Source organism: Rhodococcus sp. B7740, assembly GCF_000954115.1.
Lineage (GTDB): Bacteria > Actinomycetota > Actinomycetes > Mycobacteriales > Mycobacteriaceae > Rhodococcoides.
Genome location: NZ_CP010797.1, coordinates 152,131 through 164,932, shown reverse-complemented (window position 1 = coordinate 164,932; position 12,802 = coordinate 152,131). Strand labels below are relative to the sequence as shown.

The 12,802-nt window shown below is 64.3% G+C and carries 12 protein-coding genes; 10 read left to right on the top strand and 2 right to left on the bottom strand.

The genetic code is table 11. The annotated features are described in order from the left end of the window. Positions 1-11: 11 nt before the first annotated feature. Together NY08_RS00740 and NY08_RS00735 are read left to right on the top strand one after the other, a co-directional pair. On the top strand, positions 12-362 hold the full coding sequence (locus NY08_RS00740) for a VOC family protein (RefSeq protein ID WP_045194344.1): 351 nt from the start codon (positions 12-14) through the stop codon (positions 360-362). Between the two features lie 301 nt (positions 363-663). Then, positions 664-1,239 (top strand): excalibur calcium-binding domain-containing protein, encoded by a 576-nt coding sequence (locus NY08_RS00735; protein ID WP_052683689.1) that lies wholly within the window; start codon positions 664-666, stop codon positions 1,237-1,239. A gap of 6 nt (positions 1,240-1,245) precedes the next feature. Here the strand turns inward: NY08_RS00735 and NY08_RS00730 are convergent, their stop codons facing one another. Beyond that, positions 1,246-1,755: an O-acetyl-ADP-ribose deacetylase gene (locus tag NY08_RS00730; RefSeq protein ID WP_045194341.1), complete on the bottom strand. Its 510-nt coding sequence runs from the start codon at positions 1,753-1,755 to the stop codon at positions 1,246-1,248. Continuing rightward, on the bottom strand, positions 1,752-2,678 hold the full coding sequence (locus NY08_RS00725) for an ADP-ribosylglycohydrolase family protein (protein ID WP_045194339.1): 927 nt from the start codon (positions 2,676-2,678) through the stop codon (positions 1,752-1,754). The genes NY08_RS00730 and NY08_RS00725 overlap by 4 nt, the downstream gene beginning before the upstream one ends. 61 nt (positions 2,679-2,739) lie before the next feature. On the opposite strand from NY08_RS00725, the gene NY08_RS00720 reads away from it, so the two are divergent. From NY08_RS00720 to NY08_RS00685, 8 genes are all read left to right on the top strand, one after another. Beyond that, positions 2,740-3,414, top strand: coding sequence for an NUDIX hydrolase (locus tag NY08_RS00720; protein WP_094647322.1), 675 nt, complete (start codon positions 2,740-2,742; stop codon positions 3,412-3,414). Positions 3,415-3,462: 48 nt separating this feature from the next. Beyond that, positions 3,463-4,629 carry a hypothetical protein gene (locus tag NY08_RS00715; RefSeq protein WP_052683688.1) on the top strand — a complete coding sequence of 389 codons (1,167 nt, stop codon included), beginning with the start codon at positions 3,463-3,465 and terminating at the stop codon, positions 4,627-4,629. Positions 4,630-4,720: 91 nt separating this feature from the next. Continuing rightward, positions 4,721-6,022 carry a T3SS (YopN, CesT) and YbjN peptide-binding chaperone 1 gene (locus NY08_RS00710; RefSeq protein ID WP_052683687.1) on the top strand — a complete coding sequence of 434 codons (1,302 nt, stop codon included), beginning with the start codon at positions 4,721-4,723 and terminating at the stop codon, positions 6,020-6,022. Positions 6,023-6,115: 93 nt separating this feature from the next. Beyond that, on the top strand, positions 6,116-7,135 hold the full coding sequence (locus tag NY08_RS00705) for an AurF N-oxygenase family protein (RefSeq protein WP_045194336.1): 1,020 nt from the start codon (positions 6,116-6,118) through the stop codon (positions 7,133-7,135). 47 nt (positions 7,136-7,182) lie between these two features. Further along, on the top strand, positions 7,183-8,781 hold the full coding sequence (locus NY08_RS00700) for an FAD-dependent oxidoreductase (RefSeq protein ID WP_052683686.1): 1,599 nt from the start codon (positions 7,183-7,185) through the stop codon (positions 8,779-8,781). A 184-nt stretch (positions 8,782-8,965) separates the two neighbouring features. Next, entirely contained in the window at positions 8,966-9,775 is an 810-nt protein-coding gene (locus NY08_RS00695) for a hypothetical protein (RefSeq protein ID WP_045194332.1), read from the top strand. A gap of 277 nt (positions 9,776-10,052) precedes the next feature. Next, complete coding sequence (locus NY08_RS00690) at positions 10,053-11,165, top strand: DUF2786 domain-containing protein (RefSeq protein ID WP_144407292.1); 1,113 nt, start codon at positions 10,053-10,055, stop codon at positions 11,163-11,165. Positions 11,166-11,185: 20 nt separating this feature from the next. Continuing rightward, positions 11,186-12,802, top strand: coding sequence for an AMP-binding protein (locus tag NY08_RS00685; protein WP_045194329.1), 1,617 nt, complete (start codon positions 11,186-11,188; stop codon positions 12,800-12,802).

The following is a 12,802-nucleotide window of genomic DNA, read 5'->3' as shown; positions in this document are numbered from 1 at the left end:
AGGAGAACGCAATGATCGAACATGTGCTTGCCGTGGTGGCGGTGCGCGATATCGACTCGGCACGACAGTGGTACGAGCAGCTGTTCGACCGCCGCCCCGACAACAATCCGATGCCGAGTCTGGTGGAGTGGCGGCTTGCTTCGGCTGCGTGGCTGCAGGTGACCGTCGATCCCGAGCGGGCAGGCTCGTCGTTGTTCAACGTTGCCGTCGGAGACATCGAGGTGTTCGTCGATGCCGCTCGTTCCCGCGGCATCGACTTCGGCACCATCGTCGACGCGAACAAGGGGGTCAGACTGACGACCGTCTCCGATCCCGACGGCAATTCCATCACTGCGATCGGCGGCTTTCGCGAGCACTACTGATCGGGCGGTTGGCGTTCTCACACGGGATGTAACGAGGAGCCCGGTCGGTGCGACATGGTGAACGGAAATGCGACCGACCGGTTCGGACAGAACGAGACGGTTGCTTCCGGTCTCGCGGGTGACATCTCGGCCGCGGCATCGACACCCCTCGCGACCCGAACGGACCCTCGACATGACCAGTGCCTACCCACCACCCTTTCAGCGCCCGGCACCCGAGCCACAGACGCCTCGCCGCCCCCTGTTCGGGAAGATATTCGCTTGGGTCGCAATTGTTTTCGGTGCACTTTTTCTGATCGGGGCAGTGGTCTCGTTCGAGTTCGGTGCGCTACTCGTCGGCGCGTTGCTGGTCGGCAGCGGAGTCACGTACCTCCGCTCGTCGCCCGCGCGGGGTCGCAAGGTCTGGGCGGTACCGGCCATCGCCGTCCTCCCCGCCCTGTTCGTGATCGGGCTGACCACCACGACCGAAAGCGAGACCCCGACCGCCATCGCACCGGTCGCGGCCGTGCCCGCGTTGCCGACCGTCACGACGACCACCGCACCGCCGTCGACCACAAAACCGGCCCCGACCACGACGAACGCGGCTCCGACCACCGAGCCGGTCGCCGCCGCCGTCGAGATACCGACGACCACGGAATACATCCCGTTGCCCGAGCCCGAACCTGTGTACATCCCGGAGCCCGTCTACACGCCGGAACCGGTGTACACACCCGAGCCCGTCTACACCGCTCCCGCGCCGTTGGCCGCAGTGCCTTCCGCTGTCTCGTACGCCAATTGCGATGCGGTCCGTGCGGCGGGTGCAGCCCCGATCTACTCCGGGGATCCGGGCTACAGCATCAAACTGGACCGTGACGAAGATGGCGTCGGCTGCGAGAACTGATGACAGTCAACCCACCAACCGCCGTGTCAGGTCCGCGGCTTCGTGGGAGTAGGCGACGAGCATGACGAGGTCGACCGACGGTCGGGCAGCTTTGACTGCCAGGACTTGTTGGGTGACTGCATCCTGCATCGGCCATCCATAGGAGCCGCCGGAAACCAGTGGAAATGCGATGGACTTCATGTTCATCGACGCTGCCAGCGCCAGACTCCGGGCGTAGCACAGTCGCAGCAGCTCCGATCTGTCCTCGTGCGGGGAGTAGCGCGGGCCGACGGTGTGGATGACACAGCCGGCTCGAAGTCGGCCCGCGGTGGTGGCGACGGCTGCCCCGATGTCGAGGCCGTGGGGCAGGGTGGTGGCCCGCAGCGCCTTGCATTCTGCGAGGATCTCGGGTCCACCGGCTCGATGGATGGCACCGTCCACTCCCCCGCCGCCGAGCAATCGCGTGTTGGCAGCGTTGACGATCGCGTCTGCCGCCACGTCCGTGATGTCGCTCTGGACGACGTCGATGACTGTCATGAAGGCTCCTTCGCTGCAATGATGTTCGAGGTGATTCGGTCGAGGTCGTCGGCGCGCAATCCCGGGTAGCCGTGGACGATGTCGCGCCATTCGCTCGGCACCGCCGATGCGCCCCAACGCGCTCCCAGGAGTCCTCCGGCTATGGCCGCCGTGGTGTCGGTGTCGCCGCCGGCGCGGACGCACAGTACGAGAGCGGCGGGCAGGGGCTGCTCCGCGTCGGCAGATCGGTGGATTGCCCACCACGCCGTTTGCAGAGCGTGGACCACCCAGCCGTTGTTCGGGAAGTCGGACGGCTGCCCCTCCTGTGCCTGACGAAGCAGGGGCTGCCAGAACTCGCGGACGTCGGCCTCGGCCTCGTTCAAGAACTCGGTCACGCCGTCGTAGGTGGAGTTCACAATCGCGTATCGAATTGCGTGACTCCACAATTGACACGCTTGACCGGCACGGGGATCGGAGTGGGTGAGGGCACTGATTCGCGCCGCAGCATCTCGACAACCGGCCGGGTCGTCGAGGTAGGCCAGGGCAACCGGTGCCGTTCGCATGAGTGATCCGTTGCCGCCGGTTCTACCGGCCAACGACGCTGCCGCCGCAGTCATATCGGCACCGTCGAGTGTCGGCTGCGACAGCACCAGCCGAGTCTGGTTCCCCACGTCCGGAGGGTTCTGGTCGAACCAGTCGCGAAAGTACCCGGCGATCTCGTCGACGTCGCCGCCCTGCTCGAGTGCGCGCGCGATGCAAAGCGCCATCGAGGTGTCGTCGGTCCATTCGCCCGGAGCCCAGTCGGATGGCCCGCCGCCGATCATGGCGATGGTCTCCTCGGACGTGGGATACCCGAATTCGTATCCTGCGCCCAACGCATCGCCCACCGCGGTTCCGAGCAGAACCCCTCGCGCCCGATCGTGCTGAATGTCGGTCAACCGCATCTCTACCCCTTAGATTGATATTGCGCTAACCATAGATCACATCGGCGCTAAGATGCAAGGCATGACGTGGCGAGACAAAGACGGCAAGGCTCTGACCGACTATCCGCGCCCCTCGGTGGCCGTCGACGTCGCAGTACTGACCATCCGCGAACGGCGACTGCACGTCGTCGTCGTTCGGTCGGACCGCGGCCTCGCGTTACCGGGCACTTTCCTGCGGCCGTCGGAGACTCTCGCCGACGCGGCCGACCGCGCGTTGAGGACGAAGGCAGGCCTGATCGATCTCTCCTTTCATCAGCTGAGGATGTTCGACGGTCCTGATCGCGACGACCGCGGATGGGTACTGTCGATGGCGCACAGCGCAGCGATATCGGCTCGATCACTTGCTCCCACAACAGAATCGATGCCGATCGACGGCTCGGAACCGGTCTCGTCGCTGGCCTTCGATCACGGCGACATGGTGACCGAGGCGGTGCTCGACCTCCGTCACCGCTACGCGCGTGAGGTCGATCCCGCGCTGTTGACGGACGCTCGATTCACCCTTCTCGAACTCCGTGAGCTGTACGAGATCGTGTTCGATCGCCCGCTGCCGAAAGACACTTTCCGACGCCACGTCATCGGCTCGTTGCAAGGGACGGGCGCAACCTCGACCGCAGGTGGCGGCCGCCCCGCAGAGCTGTATCGCCGTGCCGCGGATCCAGCTCTTCCCGCGGCTGCGGGATCGTTCCTTCTTCGCTGAGGGCACGGATCGGCGAAACCGGACATGCCAACAGATAAGCTGGGAGTCATGGGATCGAAGCGGCCTGCCAACCGCGGACAGAAACGCGCAGAAAAGACCAAGGCCCGGCAACGGCGTCACCAGCAATCCCGACCGGCCCCGACCGGTGCCGTCACCGAACGCATCGCCGACCTGATCGACGGTTTCGTCGAATGGCTCGACGAGAGCGAGATGTCGGAACAGTCGGAGGCCATCTCTCGGCTCGTGTCGTCGACACTGACCCAACTGGCCGGTGCGCGTCAGGGATTCTCGCCCAGCGCCTGGCTTCCCGCAGACGCGCACCTGCTGGTGGATGCGGCCGAACGGATCCTGCAGGAAGAGTCCGACACTGCGGAGGACACCGCGGTCAATCTCGTTCTCACCTCGCTGCAATACCTGACATTCCTCGACGAGACCGATCTCTGGGACGGCAGCCCCGAGGACTACGCGCACTGCATGGAAGACCTCTCGGACTTCCTCGAGGGCGACGAGCCCGACATGCTCGATGCCGACGACATCGACCTGCCAGACGTTTCCCTGGCCCAGGAACTCGCCGCGATCTCGGCGCTTCCGCTGCTGCCCGCCCTCGATGACATCGTCGCGCGTGTGGCCGACGGATTGCCGGTGGCCGACAACGCCGACCTGCAGGAGGCCGTCGGCTCGACCCTGGTCGATCCTGCTCGGCTCGATGTGGGTGCCGCGGCCGATTACTGGTCGACGGCCATCGCCACCGAATTGATTCGCATCGATGGAGACACCGCCCGGCCGGGAGACAACGCCCATTCGCTGGCCGGCCGTGGAGCCGAGACCGTGCACGAGCTGGTTGCCGAACACGTTCGCGTGCAGCTGTCGGGAGACGCCGACGACCCCGACGTGTCACGGTCGCTGGCCAACACGTTCGCGGTGCAGACGCTGCTGGCTGCCATGACCGACGAGCTGCCGATCAACAACGAGGGCGAGGACTACGCCGAGCTCGAAGGTGAGGATCTCCGTACGGCGCAGCTGATCGACCACCGCGTTCGATCACTCATCGAGCAGGGCATCCTCGTCAGGATCGAGGAAGTACTCGCCGTTCCGCACGCGTTGCGTCCGGCAGTGCTGGACGGTGTGGCCGAGGCGCAGCCGTTCGGTGTGATCGACGAGGAGTCGCAGGACGACCCGCTCTACGGCTCGGTCGAGGATTCGGCATCGTCGTGACAGCCCACGCGAGCGCCGAGACCCTGTCGGTGGTCGCCGCTAGCGTCACCGACTGCGCGTTACGTCGACGCGATCTGGGTAAGGAGCCGACATGAGCGATTCACTCGAGTTCGACTTCGACGTCGATGCTGCCTGGATGCACTTCCAGCGCAAGCTCGGCGATTACGTCAGCGCGATGCGCGACGGCGATGCGCTGGTGATCGAGTCGCGTTACGACACCACCGACGGCGTGCCCGACACCGCCGCCTGTGTGCAGTTCTATGCCTGGGATCTGGATATGGTCCGCTGTGAAATTCCCGCTAACGAGTATCTGCACAGTAGCCGCGCCATCACCGTCGAGCAGCGAGATGCGCTCAGCCATATCGGATTTCGCACGTCGGTCGATTCGGAGCCCACGGCACCACACGTGGACCGAAATCGCTCGTGGTCCGATGATCTGGCGAAGAAGACCGTCGCGGTGTTTCGCGACATCTGGGGTCTGCCCCACCCGTCCTTCTTGGGCTCACGCGCCACCGGTCGCTACGACGTCCCGAGTTTCGACGCCACCACCGCCGACACCGACACGGCCGTCGTCCCACTGTGCGTGCAACCGAAGGGCAAGGAGCACCTACAGCAACTCGTCGACCGCGCCCTCGAGCCATGGTTCGGCTTCCCGCCGGATCACGACCCCGACGGCGACATCCCCCTGCGGTTCGCGGGCGGTACCGCGTACGTGTCGGTCAAGCCCACCGAACCGGTGGTCGAGATCAATTCGACGCTGGTGCACGCCGTATCCGGACGAACCCGCGCAGCCGAGTTGCTGGTCGATCTCAATCTGCAACTCCCCGACGTGATGCTGCACCTGGTGCAGGACTGCATCGTCGCGCAGGTGCGAGTGAGCGGGTCCCCCTTCGTCGCCGATCACCTGCTGTGGGCGGTGCGAATGCTCAGCCACGTGTGGGAGCAGGTCGACGAGAAGTTCGCCGAGGATTTCGGCGGCGCACTCGGGGAACCGACTCCGCCGCCGATCGACGCGGACGACTTTCCGGACGGGCTGCTCGAACTGGTCGAGCTTCTCGACCGGTCCGACGAATCCCTCGACCTCGACGCCGTCCTCGGTCGTTGCTCCTCCGATCGCGATGTCGTCGTCTCCTACCTGCGCATCAGCGCCGAGCAGGAGGCGTCGTGGCGGGGTATGGCCGTCGCTGCAGATCTCGGTGACGAACACTGCGACGTCGACGAGGCAGACCGAGAAGCCGGCAAGTGGGGCCGCGCGGTTACCGCTCTGCGCGAGGTACTGCGCAGCACACCCGAGCAGGTCACGCCGGTGGTCGATCCGTCGGCGATCCAGTTGCAGCTGTTCGAGACCGACGAGGTGGCAGAGATCTCCGACGAGCGTTCGGAGGAACAGTAGGCGGCGACCCAACAGGATTTTCTTCTACGCGCTTCCCTTTCATGTTAACTGGGGTTACATTAACCCTATGTTCGCACCTCGTTTGGAGAAGCCATGACACTGACGACAGGCACCACGTCCGTTTCGGTCGATACCGACACCACGGACGAACAGCAGTACAACGAGACGCTCACTTTGCTGTCCGAGGGTTCTGTGCACAAGCACTTCGATCCGTACGTCGACATCGACTGGGAGTCAGAGAAGTTCGCGGTACCTGCGAACGATCCCCGCTGGGTACTCCCCGCCAAGACGGACCCGATCGGCGGCCACGACTGGTACCGCGCACTACCGCTCGAGAAGCAGATCGAGATCGGCATGTGGCGCCAGGCCAACGTCGCCAAGGTCGGTCTTCAGTTCGAGAACATCCTGATCCGCGGCATGATGCAGTACGTGTTCGCGCTGCCCAACGGCTCGGCCGAGGCCCGCTACTGCACTCACGAATCCATCGAAGAGTGCAACCACACCCTGATGTTCCAGGAGATGGTCAACCGCGTCGATTCCGACGCTCCGGGCATGAGTCGGCCCATGAAGATGCTCTCGCCGTTCATTCCCCTGTTCGCCACGCTGCTGCCCGAACTGTTCTTCGTCGGCGTTCTCGCAGGCGAGGAACCCATCGACCACATTCAGAAGTCGGTCCTGCGGTCCGGTGAAGACATTCATCCGATCATGCAAAGCGTCATGGCAATTCACGTCGCCGAGGAAGCACGACACATCTCGTTCGCGCACCAGTTGCTGCGACGTCGCGTTCCCAAGATGTCCAAGGCCGGGCGGTTCCTGCTCTCGCTGGCCTTCCCGGTCACGATGCGCATCCTGTGCGACGTCATCGTCATTCCGCCGAAGAAGTTCTGGACCAAGTTCGACATTCCCAAGCAGGTGAAGAAGGACCTGTTCTGGGGCACCGAGGAATCACAGCACGCGCTCCAGGACTACTTCGGAGATGTGCGCATGCTGGCCACCGACACCGGCATGATGAACCGCGCTGCTCGCCTGGTGTGGAAGCTGTGCGGAATCGACGGCAAAGCGTCGCGTTTCCGTAGCGAACCCGACCGCAGCTCGAGCCAGTTCGCCGCATAGCCCTCTCGCCGCTCAGCCATTCTTGCCTCTGCCGTCAGGAACCCCTCATGCCCCACGTCGTCACCCAGTCATGTTGCAGCGACGCATCGTGCGTCTACGCGTGTCCCGTCAACTGCATTCATCCCACTCCAGACGAGCCGGACTTCCTGACGGCGGAAATGTTGCACATCGACCCGCAATCGTGTGTCGACTGTGGCGCGTGCGTTTCGGCCTGTCCCGTCGACGCCATTGTGCCGCAAGCAAAACTGACCGAGGCCCAACTGCCGTTCCTGACGATCAATGCAGATTTCTACAAGCAGGAGCGCCCGCCGCGGCCCATCCTGGCACCGGTCACCCCTGCAGCCTCGGTATCGAGGGATCGTCAGCCGCTACGAGTCGCAATCGTCGGATCGGGACCGTCGGCCATGTACGCAGCGGACGAGCTGCTCACCCAACCCGGCGTTCGCGTCGATGTCTACGATCGACTTCCGCGGCCTCACGGCCTCGCCCGACTCGGCGTCGCACCCGATCATCAGAAGACACGTCAGGTGTCCCGGTTGTTCGAAACCATCTCCGCGCAAGAGGGATTCACCTACCACCTCGGCGTGGAGGTCGGCAAGGACGTCACCCACGACGAGTTGATGGACACCCACCATGCCGTGATCTACGCCGTCGGGGCATCATCGGATCGCGAGCTCCGCATTCCAGGAGCCGAATTGCCCGGGCGCAGTTCGGCGACCGACTTCGTCGCCTGGTACAACGGCCACCCCGATCACGCGCACCGCACCTTCGACCTTTCGCACGAACGTGCCGTCATCATCGGTAATGGCAACGTTGCACTCGACGTCGCGCGCATTCTGACGATGAATCCGGATTCGCTCGCCCCGACCGACATCGCACCGTATGCCTTGGACGCCCTGCGCCACAGCGCAGTTCGTGAAGTTGTCGTCGTCGGCAGACGCGGAGTTGCTCAGTCCGCCTTCACGGTGCCCGAGTTCGCCGGATTGTTGACCGTCCCCGATATCGACCTGGCCATCGATCGCAGCGAACTCGCACTCGATCCCGTCACCGTCCGACTCGCCGCGACCGACGACCTACCCCACGCCGTGGCACAGAAGCTGCAACTGCTTCGCCACGTCGACGAATCCCCCGAGCACAGCGACGGCCGCAAGCGAATCACTCTGCGCTACCTTCTCTCTCCCACCAGAATCCTGGGCACCGACCGCGTGACGGGAATCGAGTTCGACCGAATGGGCCTCTCCGCGGACGGCGACGACGTGGTTCGCAGCACTCCGACCGGCGACGTGGAGAGCATCGATGCCGGACTCGTCCTCACCTCCATCGGCTACCGCGGTGTCGCGCTTCCGGGAGTTCCGTTCGACGACCGGGCGGGCATCATTCCCAACACCGGCGGCCGTGTGCTGGACGAATCCGGCGGGCAGACTTCGGTCGGCAGCTACGTCACCGGGTGGATCAAGCGGGGTCCCTCGGGATTCATCGGCACCAACAAATCCTGCGCTCAGGAAACCGTCGGCCATTTGGTCGACGACTTCAACGCCGGTCGCCTGACGGATCCGATCGAGCTGCCCGACACCTGGCCTGCCGGGGCGAACCGGGGCACGCTACGACGCTCGAAAGACAGGCTGCTGGCCCTGCGCCGCTCCTGATTGCTCACCTCGGTTGGGATCAATGCGCCTTTCGGTCACTCCAACTGCAAGAAAGCCACATTCATCCGGGTGACGAAGGCCGCAGAACCAGGGAAACAGTGTCGAGGTTGAAGCGTCGACCATCGGGGTAAACCGAAGCATCGGCCACCGATTCGCGGCGGGCCAACACCTCGAGGAGTACGAGATGACGGCCCTGCGACGCATCTTCACCAGGACCGCTGTCCCAATTGTCGGTATTGCCGTGGCGTTGGTGTGCGCGGTACCGGCCCAGGCTCTGCCGACGCCCGGTGACCTCGCAAATGTCCCGGCCCGAACCTCGATCTCGTACGAACACATCCCGACGGGGACCTACGTGGGCAGCGCGGAGGACAACTCGGCGCGCCCAGGACTGTCGACGGTAAAGCTCTACATGGCCGACTACGTCGTCCGCTTCGGCGACGGTTCGCCCAGAGACCTCGACCTGGCCGCCAGGATGGTCCAGGTCAGCGACGACGGTGCCGCTTCGACGCTCGACAACAAATACCCACAGGCGATTTCGGCAACCGCCGCGGAATACGGACTCACCTCTACCTCGCGGGGCGGTTTCTGGGGCAACTCGTCCACGAGCACAGCCGACACCGTTCGATTCCTGGCGGCGAAGAAGCGCACCGATCCCGCCAGCCCCGTCCTCGCATGGATGAACACCGCGGCTCCTGTGGCACGCGATGGAATGGTTCAGGACTGGGGCACCGAGCAGTTGCCCGGCGTGACCGGGACCAAGTGGGGATGGGCCGACGACCGATCGAGTGTGGTGGCGTCCGCGTCGATCGGCGATGACTTCGTCATTGCATCCAATACATACGGACCGACCCGATCCAACACCGACGACGTCATGGCGGGCCTCGGCGGCATCGAATTGACGGCACTGCCCGCCGCCGCTCCTGTTCCGAACCTTCCCGTGATACCCGGCCTGCCGTCCGTCGAGGAACTACTGCAGATGCTCGCTCCTCGCTGACACGCTCGAATAGTTTGTCGGACCCCTCCCTTACTCTGCGTCTCACCGAACAGTTCGGGGACCACACCGGGGGACGTGGAGGGGACGACGATGAGTCGTATCGATCTGGACAGTTTTTTTCAAGTACACGCGCGCGACGAACGCGCGGGAGGATGCCGACCCGAGCGAATTGCTCGACAGCGGAATCGGTTTCGCTCAACTCGGATCAGCCGGGAGAGACAGGGTCCGGCTGGTTGCAGAACGCTTGGCCGCTGTGGGCGAGCAACAGAGTCGTCCGGTGCACGACCGCGCAGCGCGAACACTCGACGAGGCTCTCGACGCTGCTTTCGAGAATGGTTGGCAGCCGGCCGAACTGGTGCACGTAACCCGCCAGTGCGCCGGAGGCGACGCCACTGTGGTCATGGTCGAGGCTATCGGCGCACACGCGGCGCGAAGCTCGGCGGAGCGCCTCGCTCCGGGTTCCTGGCGTGATGAATTGTCCGAGCTGCACATCGACTACGCAGGGGGCACGACGGCCGAGCGCCTTCGGCGGTGGCGGTCGTACAACCGACGATCGTCGGCGCAGTCGTGGTACACCCTTTTACTCGTACTCGGCTGCGCAACATGGCTGTTGCCCCTCGAGACACTCCTACCCCCTCCCACTCGATGGACAACACGCACCACACCTGCCGGTCCGCGGCAGGCCGTGGACTCGAAGATGCTCGGCAGGATACGAGGGCTGCTGGCCAAAGCCGAGTCGACGCAATTCCCCGCTGAGGCCGAGGCATTATCGGCCAAGGCCCAGGATCTGATGACCCGCTGCGCGATCGACAGCGCGCTTCTCGACGCGGGGAACCATCGCAGCCTGGTCGACGATGTCGTCACCCGTCGCATCATGGTGAGCAATCCGTACTCCAAAGCCAAACTGCTTCTGCTGCACTGCGTATGTCATGCAAATGGCACCAGGACGGTATGGAAGAAGAAGTACTTGCTCGCCAGCGTCATCGGCATGCCCGTCGATCTCGATCTGTGCGAGCTGCTGTACACCTCGCTGCTGGTCCAGTCGGCACGTGCACTCGACGAGGTCGCCGAATCTCCGACTACGCGCACATGCAGCTTCCGCAACGCATTCTTGATCGCATACGCCCATCGAGTCGGCGAACGACTCCAGGACGCACGTAAGCGAGCCACGGCGGCGGCAACACAGCAACACGGATCGGCTCTGGTGCCCATCCTGGCGAAGCGATCCGATGCCGTGGATCGTGTGTACGCCGCCCGGTATCCGGCGACGAAAACGATCAGGTTCAGCAGCAACAATGCGGCGGGATCGTATGCCGGCCGCGCTGCCGCCGAACGCGCCGACCTTACCGGTGGGCGCGAACGTATCGACAAATCCGATCTGGCCTCGTAGTGCGCGCTACATTGACTGCCATGACCGGTCTCGATACTCCCTTGACGCCCCTGCGCTTTCTCGAACGCGCAACGGAGGTCCACCCCCACAAGACCGCCGTGGTGGACGGGCCGAGGACATTCACCTACGAGGAGTTCGCCGCCACTGTCACTCGGCTCGCGCACGCACTGCGCGCGTCGGGTGTCGGCCATGGAGATCGGGTGGCCTACATCGCATCGAACTCGGCGGAGCTACTGTTCGCGCACTATGCGGTGCCGCTGGCCGGTGCCGTTCTGGTCGCGATCAACACCAGACTGTCGCCCGCCGAGGTTCGCTACATCTGCGATCACTCCGGTTCGGTTCTGCTGGTAGGTGATTCGGAGCTGCTGACCGGACTCGGAACGGATCCGATCGCCGACTCGGTCCGTGAGATCGTCGAAACACCCGCCGTCGACGGCACATACGCCAAGCTGCCGCACACCACTCGATACGACGCTTTCCTCGAGCGAGGCTCCGACGATTCGCTCGAGTGGGAGGTCGACGACGAGACCTCGACCATCACGATCAACTACACCTCGGGCACCACCGGTCGGCCCAAGGGCGTGATGTACACCCACCGCGGTGCTTACCTCAATTCCCTGGGCGAACTGCACCACCAGGGATTCGGTATCGACACCCGCTATCTATGGACGCTGCCGATGTTCCACTGCAACGGGTGGTGCACCACGTGGGCGGTCACAGCCGCGTCCGGCACACACGTATGCCTTCGCGGAGTGCGCGGCGACGCCATCTGGTCGGCCATCGACAACGGCGTCGATCACCTTGCCGGTGCGCCGACCGTGTTGACCACTCTCGCCACTGCTGCAGAGGCACATTCACTCGATCGACCGCTGACCATCGTCACAGCGGGAGCTCCTCCGAGCCCGACGATCATCGCCAAGATCCGAGCATTGGGAGCAACGCTCGTACACGTCTACGGCCTCACCGAAACCTACGGTCCCTATTCGGTGTGCGAGGCAAAGCAGGAGTGGCTCGAACTGGACGCCGACGAACAGGCTCGTCGTTTGGCCAGACAGGGAGTCGGCATGCTCACTGCGGACCGTCTGCGCGTGGTACGCGACAAGCCCGGTCCCGGTGGAGTGTTGATCGACGTCGAACCCGACGGCGGCGAAATGGGCGAGATCGTCATGCGCGGCAACAACGTCATGAAGGGGTATTACAACGACACCGCCGGAACGACGAAGGCTTTCGCGGGCGGCTGGTTCCATTCCGGTGACCTCGGGGTGATGCATCCCGACGGCTATGTTCAGTTACTCGATCGCGCCAAGGATGTCGTCATATCCGGCGGCGAGAACATTTCGACGATCGAGGTGGAGCAGGCGCTGGCGAGCCATCCTGCCGTCGCCGATGTTGCGGTCATCGGGGTTCCCGACGACAAGTGGGGAGAGCGACCGAAGGCGTTCGTGGTGCTGGTGCCCGGCGCGGACGCCTCGGAAGCCGAGCTCGTGGCGCACGTGAAATCGGCCATCGCGTCGTACAAAGCCCCGCGCAACGTCGAATTCATCGTCGACCTGCCGAAGACATCGACCGGCAAGATCAGAAAAAAGGAGCTGCGCGACGCCGAGTGGGGCACGTCCGCGTCGAAGATCAACGGGTAG